At 57.6% G+C, this 17,364-nt stretch carries 14 protein-coding genes; 11 read left to right on the forward strand and 3 right to left on the reverse strand.

Annotated elements, in window-relative coordinates:
• Positions 1-133 precede the first annotated feature (133 nt).
• The 5 genes from ACWKV9_RS16780 to ACWKV9_RS16800 all read left to right on the forward strand — a co-directional run bounded on the left by ACWKV9_RS16780 (position 134) and on the right by ACWKV9_RS16800 (position 5,995).
• Entirely contained in the window at positions 134-658 is a 525-nt protein-coding gene (locus tag ACWKV9_RS16780) for a DUF4124 domain-containing protein (protein ID WP_483837252.1), read from the forward strand.
• The gene (locus ACWKV9_RS16785) at positions 642-1,298 is read left to right on the forward strand and encodes a DUF4124 domain-containing protein (RefSeq protein WP_483837253.1); all 657 of its coding nucleotides are present in this window, start codon (positions 642-644) and stop codon (positions 1,296-1,298) included. The genes ACWKV9_RS16780 and ACWKV9_RS16785 overlap by 17 nt, the downstream gene beginning before the upstream one ends.
• A 308-nt stretch (positions 1,299-1,606) precedes the next feature.
• A complete protein-coding gene (glnL, locus tag ACWKV9_RS16790) occupies positions 1,607-2,692 on the forward strand; it encodes a nitrogen regulation protein NR(II) (protein ID WP_483837254.1) in 1,086 nt (361 codons plus the stop codon).
• Positions 2,689-4,125, forward strand: a complete 1,437-nt coding sequence (gene ntrC / locus ACWKV9_RS16795) for a nitrogen regulation protein NR(I) (protein WP_483837255.1) — start codon at positions 2,689-2,691, stop codon at positions 4,123-4,125. Before glnL ends, ntrC begins: the two co-directional genes overlap by 4 nt.
• A gap of 88 nt (positions 4,126-4,213) precedes the next feature.
• Positions 4,214-5,995, forward strand: a complete 1,782-nt coding sequence (locus ACWKV9_RS16800; protein WP_483837256.1) for an amidase — start codon at positions 4,214-4,216, stop codon at positions 5,993-5,995.
• Positions 5,996-6,178: 183 nt separating this feature from the next.
• On the opposite strand, the gene mgrA is transcribed toward ACWKV9_RS16800, so the two are convergent.
• From mgrA to epsC, 3 genes are all read right to left on the reverse strand, one after another.
• The gene (gene mgrA / locus ACWKV9_RS16805; protein ID WP_483837257.1) at positions 6,179-7,216 is read right to left on the reverse strand and encodes an L-glyceraldehyde 3-phosphate reductase; all 1,038 of its coding nucleotides are present in this window, start codon (positions 7,214-7,216) and stop codon (positions 6,179-6,181) included.
• Between the two features lie 60 nt (positions 7,217-7,276).
• Positions 7,277-9,274: a choline transporter BetT gene (gene betT, locus ACWKV9_RS16810; protein ID WP_483837258.1), complete on the reverse strand. Its 1,998-nt coding sequence runs from the start codon at positions 9,272-9,274 to the stop codon at positions 7,277-7,279.
• Positions 9,275-9,618: 344 nt separating this feature from the next.
• On the reverse strand, positions 9,619-10,572 hold the full coding sequence (epsC, locus tag ACWKV9_RS16815) for a serine O-acetyltransferase EpsC (protein ID WP_483837331.1): 954 nt from the start codon (positions 10,570-10,572) through the stop codon (positions 9,619-9,621).
• 217 nt (positions 10,573-10,789) lie between these two features.
• Here epsC and ACWKV9_RS16820 point away from each other — a divergent pair, with 217 nt between their 5' ends.
• The 6 genes from ACWKV9_RS16820 to ACWKV9_RS16845 all read left to right on the forward strand — a co-directional run bounded on the left by ACWKV9_RS16820 (position 10,790) and on the right by ACWKV9_RS16845 (position 17,354).
• Positions 10,790-11,791 carry a D-cysteine desulfhydrase gene (locus ACWKV9_RS16820; RefSeq protein WP_483837259.1) on the forward strand — a complete coding sequence of 334 codons (1,002 nt, stop codon included), beginning with the start codon at positions 10,790-10,792 and terminating at the stop codon, positions 11,789-11,791.
• A 289-nt stretch (positions 11,792-12,080) separates the two neighbouring features.
• Positions 12,081-12,878: a cystine ABC transporter substrate-binding protein gene (gene tcyJ / locus ACWKV9_RS16825; RefSeq protein WP_483837260.1), complete on the forward strand. Its 798-nt coding sequence runs from the start codon at positions 12,081-12,083 to the stop codon at positions 12,876-12,878.
• Positions 12,878-13,543, forward strand: coding sequence for a cystine ABC transporter permease (tcyL, locus tag ACWKV9_RS16830; RefSeq protein WP_483837332.1), 666 nt, complete (start codon positions 12,878-12,880; stop codon positions 13,541-13,543). The genes tcyJ and tcyL overlap by 1 nt, the downstream gene beginning before the upstream one ends.
• Positions 13,544-13,545: 2 nt before the next feature.
• Positions 13,546-14,289: an L-cystine ABC transporter ATP-binding protein TcyN gene (tcyN, locus tag ACWKV9_RS16835; protein WP_483837261.1), complete on the forward strand. Its 744-nt coding sequence runs from the start codon at positions 13,546-13,548 to the stop codon at positions 14,287-14,289.
• 570 nt (positions 14,290-14,859) lie between these two features.
• The gene (locus ACWKV9_RS16840; RefSeq protein ID WP_483837262.1) at positions 14,860-15,594 is read left to right on the forward strand and encodes a hypothetical protein; all 735 of its coding nucleotides are present in this window, start codon (positions 14,860-14,862) and stop codon (positions 15,592-15,594) included.
• A 518-nt stretch (positions 15,595-16,112) separates the two neighbouring features.
• On the forward strand, positions 16,113-17,354 hold the full coding sequence (locus tag ACWKV9_RS16845) for an SfnB family sulfur acquisition oxidoreductase (RefSeq protein ID WP_483837263.1): 1,242 nt from the start codon (positions 16,113-16,115) through the stop codon (positions 17,352-17,354).
• Positions 17,355-17,364: the final 10 nt, after the last annotated feature.

Genomic DNA, 17,364 nt, shown 5'->3' on the forward strand with positions numbered 1-17,364 from the left:
ACCTTACGTCATGCTTGCGTTGCAGCTAGACCCGCTAAAAGGCTTGTGACTAAGCTGGCACCTTGGAGCCGCCACTGTCACAGTAGGCGCCTGACCACCTGTCGTTGGCTTGGTTGTAGTCATGGGAGCGTTCATGCGTCAAAGCCTCACCCTTCTGCTGCTGTTGTTTGCGTTGCCTGCAGTCGCGCAGATCTACAAATACACCGATGCCAATGGCAATACGGCGTACAGCAATCAGCCTCCAAATGGGACCAAGGCTGAAACTGTCGATTTGCCGCCCTTGAACAGCGTCAGTACGGGCGCGCCGACGATGCCACCGCCTCCTCAGCCAAATGAGGTACGGGCAGCACAAGGCAGCGCGGCTTACCAGACCCTGCAACTGACCGACCTGCCCGACGATGAGGCGTTACGCGCCAACAATGGCACCTTCACCGTTGGGGTAAAGATTGAGCCACGCCTGCAGTCGGGACATCGCCTGCAGATGCTGCTCGATGGCGCGCCGTACGGCCAACCCACAAACGTCCCACGCCTGCAACTCACGGAACTGGACAGAGGCGAACACAGCCTCGCGGTTCAAGTCCTGCAGAGTGAGCAGCCTATCCAGACCAGTCAAACAGTGACGCTCACAGTGCAACGAGTCCATGTCGGCAGGCCCTGATCGCTGGTTCCCCGGCAGCCGCTGGCATGTGCGCTGTGTACTGATCTGCCTTCTGATGCTTGCGGGGCAATTGGCAGTGGCCGACGTTTATACCTACATCGACGCGGAAGGTAATCGGGTGTACACCGACCAGCCGCACCGCAACGCCAAAAAAGTCGACATCGCCCCTAGCAACAACATGGCCGTGCCGCCTAAAAAGTCAGCACCCAAATCCGCCAGTCGGAACCCACCTCCACTGTTTGTCTATCAGCTACTACGCATTCTTGCGCCGGAGCCTGATGCGACGATACGGGATATGCAGGGCAATTTGATCGTGACCGTCACCAACGATCCAGCCCTGCAACCGGGCCATAGCTATCGCTTGCTACTCGACGGCGCCCCATACGGCGCAGCAGGACGAAGCCCGGTGTTTTCACTGAACAATGTAGATCGAGGCACCCATCAGCTTTCGATTGAAATCGTGGATCAGTACGGTCGCGTGGCAGAGCGCACACCCAACCAGCCGTTCCATATGCTGCGAACCTCGCTGGCGCAAAAGCGTATGACACAGCCGTGCGCGAAAGAAGATTACGGGGTCCGTCCCGAATGCCCGCTCAAAGACAAACCCGAAGAAGAAAGCAGCATCCTTCCGTTTTTCTAAGCTCTTGATACGCAAGAGTCATCGCTTCATTGTGGTGCGCGGACTTCGGGAATCCATGGGATAACAGCCCATTTTGGTTCGCCAACCGTGTGCTTTTGCTGTCTGGTGGCGCACTCTGTCCAAATAAAGTCCGCATCAACTGAAATAACGCTTCTTTTCGGAGCTTTGGTTTGGTTTTTGCATTTTCTTACAGATAAGCGATAAATCAGCGCCCATCAGCGGCTTAATCCCGCTGACGAAGACCAACCAGTGCCTGCGATTTCGGGCCCGCCCGATGTGCAATGTGCCAAAAGAGGTCAACGACGTTCATGACTATCAGCGACACGCTGCACCGATTGTTACTCGACAACTTGACCACTGCCACCATTCTGCTCAACTCGGATCTGCGCCTTGAGTACATGAACCCGGCGGCTGAAATGCTGCTGGCGATCAGTGGTCAGCGCAGCCACGGACAGTTCATCAGCGAGCTGTTTACCGAATCCGCCGAGGCGCTGAGCTCCCTGCGTCAGGCCGTCGAGCAAGCCCACCCCTTCACCAAGCGTGAAGCCATGCTCACGGCCTTGACCGGTCAGACATTGACTGTCGACTACGCCGTGACGCCGATTCTGTCGCAGGGCGAGACAATGCTCCTGCTGGAAGTCCACCCCCGTGATCGCTTGCTCAGGATCACCAAGGAAGAAGCCCAGCTGTCAAAGCAGGAAACCACCAAAATGCTGGTGCGCGGTCTGGCCCATGAAATTAAAAACCCGCTGGGTGGCATTCGTGGCGCTGCGCAACTGCTGGCACGCGAGCTGCCCGAAGAAAGCCTCAAGGACTACACCAACGTCATCATCGAGGAAGCCGACCGGTTGCGGAACCTGGTAGACCGCATGCTGGGTTCCAACAAGCTGCCGTCGCTTGCGATGACCAACGTGCATGAAGTGCTTGAGCGAGTGTGCAGCCTGGTTGAGGCCGAAAGCCAAGGTTGCATCACACTGGTGCGCGATTACGACCCAAGCATTCCCGACGTGTTGATTGACCGCGAGCAGATGATTCAGGCCGTGCTCAATATCGTGCGCAATGCGATGCAGGCCATCAGCAGCCAGAATGAGCTTCGACTGGGCCGCATCAGCCTGCGAACGCGCGCGATGCGTCAATTCACGATCGGCCACGTTCGCCATCGCCTGGTGAGCAAGATCGAAATCATCGACAACGGGCCCGGCATTCCTGCCGAGCTGCAAGAAACCATTTTTTACCCGATGGTCAGCGGCCGCCCGGATGGTACGGGGCTAGGTCTTGCCATCACCCAGAACATTATCAGTCAGCACCAGGGGCTGATCGAGTGTGAGAGCCATCCTGGCCATACCACGTTCTCGATCTTCTTGCCGCTGGAACAAGGAGCAGCTTCGACATGAGCCGTAGTGAAACTGTCTGGATCGTCGACGACGACCGTTCCATCCGCTGGGTACTGGAAAAAGCCTTGCAACAAGAGGGCATGACCACGCAGAGCTTCGATAGCGCCGATGGTGTGATGAGTCGTCTCGCCCGTCAGCAGCCGGACGTCATCATTTCCGACATCCGTATGCCGGGCGCGAGTGGCCTGGACCTGTTGGCACGAATTCGCGAGCAACACCCGCGTTTGCCGGTCATCATCATGACCGCTCACTCAGACCTCGACAGTGCCGTGGCCTCTTATCAAGGTGGCGCGTTCGAATACCTGCCCAAGCCTTTTGACGTCGATGAGGCAGTCTCGCTGGTCAAGCGCGCCAATCAGCACGCTCAAGAGCAACAAGGCCTGGAAGTCGCACCCACGCTGACCCGCACCCCGGAAATCATCGGTGAAGCGCCAGCGATGCAGGAAGTGTTTCGCGCCATCGGGCGCTTGAGCCACTCCAACATCACCGTGCTGATCAACGGCGAATCGGGCACCGGTAAAGAGCTGGTCGCCCACGCCTTGCATCGCCACAGCCCCCGCTCCGCTTCGCCGTTCATTGCGTTGAACATGGCCGCGATTCCTAAAGATCTGATGGAATCCGAGCTGTTCGGCCATGAGAAGGGCGCGTTTACAGGCGCGGCCAACCTGCGTCGCGGCCGCTTCGAACAAGCTGACGGCGGCACGCTGTTCCTTGATGAAATCGGTGACATGCCGGCTGACACCCAGACGCGCCTGTTGCGTGTATTGGCGGACGGCGAGTTTTACCGGGTTGGCGGTCATACGCCGGTTAAGGTCGATGTACGAATCATCGCCGCGACGCACCAGAATCTGGAAACACTGGTGCAGGCTGGCAAGTTCCGTGAGGACTTGTTTCACCGTCTGAACGTCATCCGCATTCACATCCCGCGCATGTCTGATCGCCGGGAAGACATCCCGACGCTGGCCCGTCACTTCCTCGCCCGCGCAGCGCAGGAACTGGCGGTCGAGCCGAAACTGCTCAAGACTGAAACCGAGGAATACCTCAAGCACTTGCCATGGCCGGGCAACGTTCGCCAACTGGAAAACACCTGTCGCTGGATCACTGTCATGGCCTCGGGCCGTGAAGTGCATATCAGCGACCTGCCCCCAGAGCTGCTGAGCCTGCCCCAGGATTCGGCGCCGGTGACCAACTGGGAACAAGCGCTGCGTCAGTGGGCTGATCAAGCCTTGGCACGCGGCCAGTCCAGCCTGCTTGATAGCGCCGTGCCGACCTTCGAACGCATCATGATCGAAACTGCCCTCAAGCACACCGCAGGCCGCCGTCGCGACGCCGCCGTGCTGCTAGGCTGGGGCCGTAACACCTTGACCCGCAAGATCAAGGAGTTGGGCATGAAGATCGATGGCGGGGACGATGACGATGGGGATGAGGGCTGATTGACCTGTCATTTCTGACAGTTTACGAGATGCCCAAATGCTGATTAGCTCCTTTGACTGACCAGGGAATGTCAAAGGAGCTGATGTCATGGAACCCGCCAATCGCAGTGCGCCGCTGGACGACGCACTCAATGCCCGCCTTCTGGCAGCTTTGCCACCGCGTAACACCATCGAACCGCGCGCCCGAATTGTCGATTATGAAATCGTCGAAATGGCCGTGCTCTTTCGCACCGGGGAACTGACTTCGGTACAAATCACGGTCGCGTACCTCAACCGAATCAGCACGCTGAACGGCCCTTTTGAAATCTACGATGAAAACGGCGGCTATAACGCCTTCGTCCGTATCGACGCCAACGAGGCCATGCAACAAGCCGCGCTCGCGGACACCTGGATCGCCAGCCAAACCGACCCAAGAGGCCCGGCACCGCCGCTGTGTGGTATTCCACTGGGCGCAAAGGACGTCATAGCAATAAAAGGCCGTGAATGTAAAAACGGCACTCACGCCTTCGATACAAACGTTGCTCTGGAAGATGCCACCATCATTGCCAGACTACGCGCCCAAGGCGCAGTCCTGCTCGGCCACACCATATGCTCGGCATACTCGCAAAGTACCGACGGCGACTTTGGAGGAAACGCTTGGGATCCGGCGCGAGTGCCCGGCGGCTCAAGTTCAGGCTCGGGTATCGCACCAGTCGCAAGACTCTGCGCTGCAGCTCTGGCAGAAGAAACCGGAGGTTCGCTGGTCATTCCGGCGGCCGCCAATGGCGCTAGTGGCATCAAACCTTCGCTGGGCCTGACATCGACGGCAGGCATGATGCCGCTGTCCACCGGCTGGGATGTTCCTGGCGTTATTGCGCGCTCGATTCGCGATGCATCGCTGATTATGGCGGTCATCAGCGGAGTGGATCAGTTCAACGACCCACTCACACTTTCCGGCCCCATTCCTGCACTGGTGCTTCCAATCAGTCCAAGCACCGATGAGAAACCACTGACAGGCCTGACCATTGGTATCCCGCAAACTGACTGGATGTATAGACCCGGCCAATCAGAAACGCTGCCACCGGCGGACACCTATGATCGTGACTACCGCGAGGCCTTTGAGCGCTTCAAGCAGCAGCTTGTGCAGCTGGGTGCCGCCGTTATCGAATTCCCCGGCCTGGATATGCGGGTTGCCGCGAACTGCCCGTATTACCGCTCATTGACGCTTTACCCCATCGAAGTCGGCGGCATAACTTACTACCTGACACAATTTCTGCTGAGCCTTCAGCACGCAAGGTACGAGACGCATTACTGGAGCGCTGGAGCAGCGTTTGCCCAGACCCGTCCAGAGCCATACCGCACAGAATTACTCGGTTTTTTTAACGTTCCCACCGAGCATGAGCTTGTCGAACGCGTGCCTTACGACATCACCCTTCAGTCGCAGGAGCGTAGACGCGAACAGCAGGCACTCTGGCAAAAAGCGTTGGACGACTACCAGGTCGACTTCATGCTGGTAATGCCGTTGGGTTCACATATCGGCCTTAGATATGACCCTGAGCCAGAGAACGGCGGCCTGAGAGTCAAGCGGTCCACCCACGATTTACCCAATAGCCTAGGCTGGCCAATGGTGACCTTACCTATCGGTTACGGACAAACAGGCGTTGGCAAGCCACTCCCGATTACCGCAGCGTTTTGGGGAACACGTTTCAGTGAGGTACAGATCATCCAAGCGGCGATCGATTACCAACATCACCATCCGCTCTATCACAATGAGGCACCACCTGATCCTGACCTTCCAACACTTGCGCGTCCGCCAGGGGTTCCTCGGGTCAAACCTATAACGCCAGACAGCAGCACTGACCCTGCCGTTATCGAAAGGGGACCACGATGACCGCTCAAAAACCGGTAGCGTTCTTCACCGTCGCCTGGAAATCTGGGTGGCAAGCGCCCGTGCTACCTGCCAGTGAAGATCAAGGCAGGCATGCACATCAGACCGTCGCTTGGATACCTGCGATAACGACGATTCAGTATCCATCGTTACGCTCAACCGCAAGCGATTCGGCAGCAGGTCCGATTACTCAGCCGAAGACGGCTTCTCCCACAGATTGATCCCGCCTTCCACCGCAAAACCATCGATTTCAGCCAGTTCTGCCGCGCTGAAATCGAGGTTTTTCAGAGCGCCGACGTTTTCGATGATCTGTTCGGGACGACTCGCGCCAATCAGTGAGGTTGTCACCCGTGGATCACGAAGGGTCCAGGCCAAGGCCATTTGCGCCAGACTCTGACCACGGCGCTTGGCGATCTCGTTGAGCGCGCGCACATGAGCAATGTTCTGCTCGGACAGGTGCGACGCTTGGAGCGAACCACCCCCCGGACGATTGACCCGCGCATCCTTGGGAATGCCGTTCAGGTATTTGTCCGACAGCAACCCCTGAGCCAGCGCGGTAAAGGCAATCACTCCCGCGCCCACCTCCTCGGTGACGTCCAGCAGGTCTTTTTCAATCCAGCGATTGAGCATGTTGTAGGCCGGTTGATGGATCAGCAGCGGGACTTTCCACTCTTTCAACAACGCCGCCATTTCTCGGGTTTTGGCGCCTGAATAAGACGAGATACCGATGTACAACGCCTTGCCCTGCTGCACGGCAGTGGCTAGTGCGCTGGCGGTTTCTTCCAGCGGGGTGTCGGGGTCGAAGCGGTGGGAGTAGAAGATATCCACGTAATCCAGACCCATGCGCTGCAGGCTTTGATCAAGGCTCGCCAGCACGTATTTGCGCGATCCGCCGCCCTGACCGTAAGGCCCCGGCCACATGTCCCAACCCGCTTTGGTGGAGATGATCAGCTCGTCGCGATACTGCTGAAAATCTTCCTTGAGCAGGCGCCCGAAGTTGACCTCCGCACTGCCATACGGAGGGCCATAGTTGTTCGCCAAGTCGAAATGGTTAATGCCGTGGTCGAACGCGGTGCGCAACATGGCGCGCTGAGTATCGATCGGCGTGCTGTCGCCGAAGTTATGCCATAGCCCCAGCGACAATGCTGGCAGCACCAGACCACTGCGCCCGACGCGGCGATATGGGATGACGTCGTAACGGTTTTCGGCAGCAATATAAGTCATCGAATCCTCTCTTGTTGTCAGCAATATCTTGTATGGAGTCCATCACAGAGTAACCCGCCACTAGCGCACCAAATGTAAAAACTGCAGGTGGCGCTCGTATTGGTCGAGGATGTCGTTGATCACCTGCTCTTTGGTGTAACCCACCAGATCGTAATCCTGGCTACCCTCGCTCAAATGCACTTCGGCACGGTAATAACGGCGATTGTTCAGCTGTTTGGAGCCCATTCCTCCTCGCGCAAACGACGGCGTGAAATAGCCGCGCATCGTCACTTGATAGATGAAAGGACGCTCCTCGCCGTGGCCGATTTCCAGACCTACCGTGTGATTTTCAGGATCTGGTTGCGTCACGACGCTCAGGCCTTTCTCGGCGAATACCGCAGTGACGTCTTCAATTGCCGGGCGCACTGTCTGTTCAAGGAAGCGATACACCTCGTCACGGGACGGGAACGCCACCGCCTGAGTCAAACGCTGTCGCCAACCGCCCCGTCGAGCGGCGCCTGATACGGGCGCAAGCGAATACAGCTGCGCGATCTGACGCTGCGACTCCAGATGAAACGCCTTGTGCAGCCCCCACATCATCAACAGCAGAATCAGGGAGAACGGCAGCGACGTCAGCACCACCGCTGATTTCAGCGCATCGATGCTGCCGGAGAACAGCAGCCCGCTGGTAATCAAAGCGGTCATCACACCCCAGAACACACGCAGCCATTTTGGTCCGTCTTCGTCGGGGCTCCCGCCTTTGGCCGATAGAGTGGACAGCACAACGGTGCCGGAATCGGCCGAAGTGACGAAGAACACAAAGCTGATGAACACCGTGACGGCGATGACCGTTTTGCTCCACGGGTAGTTTTCCAGCATCAGGTAAAGCGCCATGGAGGGATCATCGATAGCGGCCTGGCCCAATGCAGTCATGCCATGGTTAAGCACTTGATCGATGGCGCTATTGCCGAAGATCGACATCCACGCCAGGGTGAAGCCCAACGGGATGAGCAGCACGCCGCAGACGAACTCACGGATGGTCCGGCCACGGGAAATACGGGCGATGAACAGGCCCACAAACGGCGACCAGGCAATCCACCACGCCCAATAGAACACGGTCCAACCGCCGAGCCAGTCGCTCTTCTCGTTGTAGGCGTAGACGTCGAAACTCTTGACCGGCAACGCGCCGAGGTAATCGCCGATGTTCTGCACCAGCGTGTTGAGCAGGTGCTGCGTGGGTCCGGCGAACAGCACGAACAGCAGCAACGCGCAGGCCAGCAGCATGTTGATGTCGGACATGACGCGCACGCCTCTATCGACACCGGCGATGGCGACCAGAATCGCTGCGCCCATCATCAGGGTGATAAGGCCCACCTGAATCCACTGGGTGTGCGGAACACCAAACAGGTAATCGAGCCCGGAATTGAGGTGCAACACGCCAAAGCCCATGTCGGCGCCTAGGCCAAAGATCGTCGCGATGATGCCGAAACCGTCAACCGCATAACCGATTGGGCCATTGATGCGCTTGCCGATCAGCGGGTAAAGCGCTGACCGCAAGGCCAGCGGCAGGTTGTGGCGATAGGCAAAATAAGCCAACGCCATGCCGACGAACGCGAACACACCCCAACCGTGCAGGCCCCAATGCAGAAAGAGCAGCTGCATGGCCTGCCGCGCAGCTTCCGGATTGCCGCCTTGGCCTTGGGGCGGCTGAAGCATGTGAGTCAGGGGTTCGGACACACAGAAGAAGAACAACGTGATGCTGATCCCGGCGGCGAACAGCATGCCGGCCCAGGACAGGTAGCTGAACTCGGGCTCGTCATGGTCGGCGCCGAGTTTGATCTTGCCGTAGCCGGAGAGCGCCGTGAACACGACGAACAGCAGATAAAGCGTCATCGCCAGCATGTAATACCAGCCGACGGTATTGGCGGCCCAGTTCTGCGCGGCGAGCAACCATTTGCCTGAGGCTTCGGGGAAGCCAATGACGACCAGTCCGAATATCAGAATGAAGCTGGCGGCAAAGTAGAAAACCGGCGCATTCATGCGTACCGGTGAGCTGGATTGAGCGTTAACGGCACTCATGTGCGGCACGCGTCGGCAAGTCGGGTTCGAGAACAAAAAAGCGGGTACGGCAAGGGTAAGCCTCCTGTTGTGAGCGGGCAGCGAACCACCGGTTTATGTTGAACGAGCGTTCAATTAAAACACAAATAGCTACAAAAGGACCAATTGAGGCCCTTTTGACACTGGCTCAAGCGAGGCTAAGACGCATGGACTAAAGGGATCGTTCCCACTCGTCGGAGGTCGGTTTGCTGACTACGCGGATAGCCAAAAACCTATAGGAGCCAACTTGTTGGCGAGCGCGTCTAACTGGCCAGACGCCTCGCGAACAAGTTCGCTCCTACAGACTCAGCTCCGACTTCAGCCGTTTACTTTTGACTGCCGTCATCATGCTGCAGGCTGGCCTGATTGACGTTGCTGCCTGCTGGCACGCCGCGTGTCAGCCAGACGTTGCCGCCAATGGTCGAGCCCTGGCCTATGACGATCCGCCCCAGAATCGTCGCACCGGCGTAGATCACCACGTCGTCTTCAACGATTGGGTGACGGGCATGGCCCTTCTGCAACTGACCGTCTTCATCCGCCGGGAAACGCTTGGCGCCGAGGGTTACCGCCTGATAGATGCGCACACGCTCGCCGATGACGGCCGTTTCGCCGATGACCACACCGGTCCCGTGATCAATAAAGAAGCTCGAACCGATCTGGGCGCCGGGGTGAATATCGATACCCGTCGCCGAATGCGCGAGCTCTGAGCTGATCCTGGCCAGCAAAGGGAGACCGTTGCGGTAAAGATGATGGGCCAGCCGATGATGAATCACCGCCAGAATCCCCGGATAGCACAGCAATACCTCATCAACGCTGCGCGCTGCCGGATCACCGTGGTAAGCGGCCAGAACATCAGTATCGAGAATCCTGCGGATTGCCGGCAATGCGCTGGCGAAATCCTGAATCAGCCGCTCGGCGTGTACGTCTGCGCAACTAGCGTCTTCCCTGCGCTGACGGGCGACATAGCGCAATTCAAGGCGCGCCTGGTGCAATAGCGAATTGAGCGCGACGTCGAGGGTGTGACCGACGTAAAAGTCCTCGCTCTCTTCGCGCAGGTCTACTGGCCCCAGGCGCATCGGGAACAGTGCGCCGCTCAGTGCTTCGAGAATATCGCGCATGGCCTCGCGAGACGGCAGCTCACGACCGCCCATTTCGCCACTGACACGCCCGTTGAGGGTGCGCCAGTCATCGCGGGCGGCGCGCAACTCACCGACGATCCGGTGCAATTGCCAATGACCGGTCAGGCCTTCGGCGCAAGCCTCTGAAGACGGTTCGGGAATAGTGCTCACGCAGGTTTCTCCTCAATTTGACGGCGCATCTGCCAAGACTCAGCAGAAGGTAGGGCCACTCTACGGCAATCTTCTACGACGAAAAAATAACAACTTTCGTGAGGGTTTAGAGCATAGGGCGTACGTAATCGTTTGGTTGCCGTGTAGGAATGGTCTGCCTATAGTCCTGCGACCGGTCCCGCCACTCATTTGAAGACTCACCATCACCATGATCAAAGAACAACTCGCGCGCTTCAATCGTCTGAAACTGCTCGGTGCTGTAACGCCGCTGGAAAAGCTCGAGCGTCTGTCGGCCTGGGCCGGGCGCGACGTGTACGTTAAACGCGACGACATCACGCCACTGGCGCTGGGCGGCAACAAGCTGCGCAAACTTGAATATCTGGCCGCCGATGCGTTGGCTCAGGGCGCCGATACACTGATCACAGCAGGCGCGATTCAGTCCAACCACGTCCGCCAGACCGCAGCGCTCGCCGCCAAGCTAGGCCTGGGCTGCGTGGCACTGTTGGAAAACCCCATTGGTACGGACGACAGCAACTACCTGAGCAACGGCAATCGTCTGCTACTGGATTTGTTCGACGCCAAAGTCGAGCTGGTAGAGAACCTGGACAACGCCGCCGAGCAGTTGCAAGCACTCGCCGCGCGTCTGAGCTCCAGCGGCAAGAAACCGTATCTGGTGCCCATCGGCGGTTCAAATGCATTGGGGGCGCTGGGTTATGTGCGCGCAGGCTTTGAGCTGGCCGAACAGATTCAACAAACCGACCTCGAATTTGCCGCCGTGGTCCTGGCCTCGGGTAGCGCGGGCACGCACAGTGGAATGGCGCTGGCGTTGGCTGAAGCACTGCCGCAGTTGCCGGTGATTGGCGTAACAGTCTCGCGCCCCAAGGAAACCCAGGCCCCGAAAGTGCAAGGCTTGGCCGAACAGACTGCGGAGTTGCTCGGCGTTGCCCTACCCTCGGCGTTCAAGGTAGAGCTGTGGGACGAGTACTTCGGACCGCGCTATGGCGAGCCGAACGCCGGAACGCTGTCGGCTATCAAGCTGGTGTCGAGTCATGAAGGGATGTTGCTTGATCCGGTCTACACCGGCAAAGCGATGGCGGGCTTGCTCGACGGCATTGGTCGGCAGCGCTTCAATGATGGGCCGATCATTTTCCTGCACACCGGCGGCGCGCCTGCTTTGTTTGCGTATCCAGACGTCTTTTCCGAGCAATAGGAGCCTGTAGGAGCCAACTTGTTGGCGAGGCGGCCCGATGCGGCGTGTCAGGCATGTCGCCTCGCGAACAAGTTTCGCGCCTACAGACCTGACTCGGTCATATGCAAAATCAAGATAAGCAGCGCATTTTTTATTATTTTTATTCCTATAGCGCTGCTCCTATCATCACCGCCAGCCCAGCTGCCTTGACCCGGCAGGCCACTGAAAAAGCTGGATAAACTTTCAGGGCCACAGTAGCTTTCGTCCAGGTCTGATTCTTGCCTGACATTCCAATAAACAGGGGACTTTCATGAACATGTCTGCAATCCGCCGCACATTTCTGCTTTCGGCATTCAGCCTGGTGCTAGGCACCGGTTTGGTCAGCCAGGCCATCGCTGGCGATCAACTCGATACGATCAAAAAGAACGGCACCCTCAAAGTGGGTCTGGAAGGCACCTATCCTCCATTCAGCTTCGTTGATGCCGACGGCAAACTGACCGGTTTCGAAGTCGAATTCTCCGAAGCGCTCGCCAAAGAACTGGGCGTAAAAGTACAGCTGCAAGCGACTCCATGGGCCGGCATTCTGGCCGCTCTGGAATCCAAGCGTCTGGACGTCGTAGTCAACCAGGTGACCATCTCCGACGAGCGCAAAAAGAAGTACGACTTCTCCACCCCGTACACCATTTCCGGCATCCAGGCACTGGTGCAGAAGAAAGACGCTGACAAATTCAAGACTGCAGCTGATTTGAAGGACCACAAGATCGGCGTCGGCCTGGGCACCAACTACGAGCAATGGCTCAAAGAAAACGTGCCAGGCGCCATCGTCAAAACCTACGACGATGATCCAACCAAATACCAGGACCTGCGTGTAGGCCGTATCGACGCGATTCTGGTCGATCGCTTGGCAGCACTGGAACTGGTCGGTAAAACCAAGGACACCCTGGCCGTTTCCGGCGAACCGTTCTCCCGTCAGGAAGCAGGCATCGCCCTGCGTAAAGGCGAGCCGGAATTGCTGGCTGCCATCGACAAAGCAATCGACAAGCTGCGCGCGGACGGTACTCTCGCCAAACTTTCGCAGAAGTACTTCCAGGCTGACGTAACTAAATGATCGAATCGTTTTTCCAGCTTTTCTGGGAATCGTTGCCGTTCCTGCTCAAGGGGATGATGTACACCATCCCCTTGAGCCTGGGCAGCATGGTTTTCGGCCTTCTGCTAGGCTTCGGCCTGGCGCTGATGCGGCTGTCACGCTTAACGATTGTGCGCGGCATTGCCCGGGTTTATGTGTCGTTCTTTCGCGGCACGCCGCTGCTGGTCCAGCTGTTCATGATCTATTACGGTCTGCCGCAGCTGGGGATCGAGCTTGATCCGATCCCTGCCGCGCTGATCGGGTTGTCGCTGAACATGGGGGCCTACGCCTGTGAAATCCTGCGCTCGGCGATCTCTTCGGTAGATCGCGGGCAATGGGAAGCAGGCGCCAGCATCGGCATGACTCGTGCGCAGATCATGCGCCGGGCCATTCTGCCGCAAGCCGCACGCACGGCCTTGCCGCCACTGGGCAACAGCTTCATTTCGCTGGTGAAGGACACTGCGCAGGCCGCTACGATCCAGGTGCCTGAGCTGTTCCGCCAGGCGCAGCTGATTTCGTCGCGCACCTTCGAAATCTTCTCGATGTACCTCACCGTCGCGCTCATGTACTGGGTTCTTTCCACGATCCTGTCGCATTTCCAGAATCGTCTGGAAACCAGGGTCAATCGTCATGACGTGGAGGCCTGAACATGATCTCGGTTGAAAAGCTGACCAAGGAATTTCGCGGCATTGAGGTACTCAAGGGCATCGACCTGCGTGTCGAGCCCGGCGAAGTGGTGGCGATCATCGGGCCTAGCGGTTCGGGGAAAACCACATTTCTGCGCTGTCTGAACTTCCTCGAAGAGCCCACCAGCGGCACCATTGTGGTGGGCAACATCAAGATCGACGGCAGCCGCCCGCTGAGCCAACAACAGGGGCTCATTCGCCAACTGCGCCAACACGTCGGTTTCGTGTTCCAGAACTTCAATCTGTTTCCCCACCGCACCGCTCTTGAAAACGTCATCGAAGGCCCGGTCGTGGTCAAGAAAATGGACAAGGAGAAAGCGCTCGCGCTGGGGCGCAGTTTGCTGGCGAAAGTCGGGCTGGCCGGCAAAGAGGATGCTTATCCTCGTCGCCTCTCAGGCGGACAACAACAACGGGTGGCGATCGCGCGTGCGCTGGCAATGGAGCCAGAAGTCATTCTGTTTGACGAACCGACGTCAGCGCTGGACCCAGAGTTGGTGGGCGAAGTGTTGACGGCTATTCGAGCGTTGGCCGAGGAGAAGCGCACGATGGTGATCGTCACCCACGAAATGAGTTTCGCGCGAGATGTCGCCAATCGGGTGGTGTTCATCGACAAGGGCGTCATCGTCGAACAGGGCGAGGCGAAAGCGTTGTTCGCTAATCCAAAAGAGGAACGCACACGGCAATTCCTCGAACGCAGCAGGAACTGATCCTACAAGCGTACTACCAGAAACGGCGCTAAGTAACGCCGTTTCTTACGCACTCACATTTCCACAAGTTTAATCCCATCTAAAGACTGGATTGATCAGGTCAGCGGCCAAGGCTTGATCCATCGAGCGTTACGCCACGAACTTTGCAAATCAATTCCAGCACTCCAACTGCCAAAACCTGCCACAGCGTTCTTTGCTCTGGCCGCAAGTCGCACTTAGCAACTTCCTACCTTCAGATAACATATTTCTTACAGCAGTTAAGAATGGTTCATTGAGCCGGTTTGAATTCCGGCGATTAAATCGTAGGACATATCCTTGATTTATGAACCTTTCCAAACAAACCAAAGATCTCCATTGACAGCCGCGCAAAAACACAATTACCTCAAAACTTACAGCCATTAGCCTTTTTTTAACTATCAACTGGCAATTTGAGACTGATTGTAATGTTTGCCATAAGTCCGCACTCAGCGTGTACTACTCCTCGTTGAGCTACATACGCCGTAAGTGCGTTATTAAGTCGCTGCACCCTCACTCCAGACAAACAGCGCTACCCTGAAAGAGTGTTATGACATGACCTACGATCCAAGCAAATTCGTTCATCTCAAACTGTTCGCGCCCTATCTTCCACAAGCTAATAAGCACGGGATCGGCCTTGCCGCGGCATGCAATCTTGCGGTCAATATCGATCCTTATCCCGAGATGGACATTGGCGATCTCATCGAACTGTTCTGGGGCGATTCCTATGTCGCATCGAAGGTACTGACGGCGTCCGACATTGGCTACACCTCCGTCCTGCGCGTACCGCAGAGCTTTCTGAAGACCGGCAAGGTCAAAACCTTTTACAGCGTTAAAAAGGTTGGCAGCACGCCGGCGCAATCGCCATCCAGCAAGCTGTGGGTCAAGCTCGAACCGCCTGGCGCCCAGTTGATCGAACCGGTGCTTTGCGAAAACCAGGGGCTGCCAGCCTTGTCGTTTCCTGCGGCCGTTATGCGTCGCGGTCTCAGCAATCAGCACGCTATCAACGGCATCAAGGTGGTCATCCAGCCGTACCCCAACATGGACGCTTATGACGAAATCACCCTTCGCTGGGGAGATTCGCGTATCGATCTGCCGGTAGTGACGAGCGAGCAAATTGGCAAGCCCATCACCTTTCACGTACCCGGCTCGCTCATTAAAGAAGCGGGTACGGACGAGCATCATGAAGTGACCTATTGCATCATCGACCGCGTAGGCAACAATTCGAGGTGGGCGCCTGCGCGACTCATCAAAGTTCAGATCACTGAAGACGCCTTTTGTGAGGCTTAGCGATTGCGGATATTTCTGCGCTGGCGTAGCCAGGATTCAACGATTAATCCTGACTGCGCCGAATAAATGGGAACCAGCCCACACATCTTGGTCATTAACGAAATTTCCCACGTTATTTACAACTTCGGCCTACATCCAGTCCAACAGGTGAGCGACGAAGCGCTGCTAGCCTTCGGTGAACCCTTCGGGAAAGGCTCGCTCATGAACAGCAGACGCATCGTTAAGTACATGCTCCTCACACTGATACTCAGCTCCTGTCTGACCTACGCCCAGACGACCTGACCGTAGGGCCGCGCCCGCGACACGTCGTTGCCATAGCGCAGTTCTAACCTTCTATGCTTATTCCAAAATTAGAGTTTATTTAGTTTTTATACACGCTTAGGGTATATGCACCGGACCACCGGATCTTCGTCAGTTTCTGCGCCGCCACCGCGGCTTTTTCGAGGTTCGAATGGTCACTTTCACAACTACCCCATTGCATAACGCCAGGGTATTGCGCGCATTGCGAGGTCGCCACTATGACTGACGTAAGCGCCGCTTTCGTTCAGCACACCCTGGACGTAGCTCCTCCTCTGTTACCCACCACCCTATTGCGAAACAACGCCGAAGCCATCGAGGCAGCTCACGCATTAGCCAGTTCAGTGCGCCTGAGCGCGGCCAAACGCGACCGAGACCGTCAATTACCCTGGTCAGAAATTGAGCAATTTACCCGCAGCGGTCTGGGCGGCATTTCAGTGCCGCGCGCTTATGGCGGCGCCCAGGTTTCCTTCGTCACTGTCGCCGAGGTCTTCCGGATTCTTTCAGCGGCGGACCCTGCGGTCGGACAAATTCCGCAAAACCACTTCGGCATACTCAACTCGCTGATCGGCAGCGCCAGTGAATCCCAGAAGAAGACCTTGTTCACCGGGATTCTGCATGGCTGGCGCATCGGTAACGGCGGCCCGGAACGTGGCACCAAAAACACCCTTGATATCCATACGCGCCTGACAGCCGACGGTGACCAATTCCTACTCAACGGGCAGAAGTTCTACTCCACTGGCGCCCTATTCGCCCACTGGGTCGCGGTCAAGGCGCTGAACGACGAAGGCAAGCAGATACTGGTCTTCATCGAGCGCGGCACACCCGGTCTGCACATCGTCGATGACTGGTCCGGCTTCGGCCAACGCACCACTGCCAGCGGCACCGTGCTGTTGGAAAACGTCCGCGTGAGTGGCGAGTTGGTGATTGAAAACTGGAAGCTGGGCCTGGCGCCGAGCATTCAGGGCGCGGTCTCCCAGCTTATTCAGGCAGCCATCGACGCAGGCATCGCGCGTGAGGCCATCGATGACAGCATCGCCTTCGTAAAAGAGCGCTCGCGCCCCTGGATCGAGGCCAACGTCGAGCGCGCCAGCGATGACCTTTACGTGATCGCCGACATCGGCAAATTGAAGCTCGAACTGCACGCCGCCGAAGCGCTGCTGAGCAAAGCAGGGCGCGTACTGGATGACATCGCAGCCAGCCCGATCACCGAGCAATCCGCCGCCCAGGCCTCGATTGTCGTAGCCGAAGCGAAAGTACTGACCACCGAAATCGCCCTGCTCGCCAGCGAGAAACTGTTCGAACTGGCGGGCAGCCGCGCAACGCTAGCCGAGTTCAATCTCGACCGGCACTGGCGCAACGCGCGGGTTCACACCCTGCACGACCCCGTGCGCTGGAAAGTCCATGCCGTCGGCGCTTATCACCTCAACGGCGCGCTGCCTGCCCGCCACTCCTGGATCTGACCAGACCACT

Source organism: Pseudomonas corni (assembly GCF_057128765.1).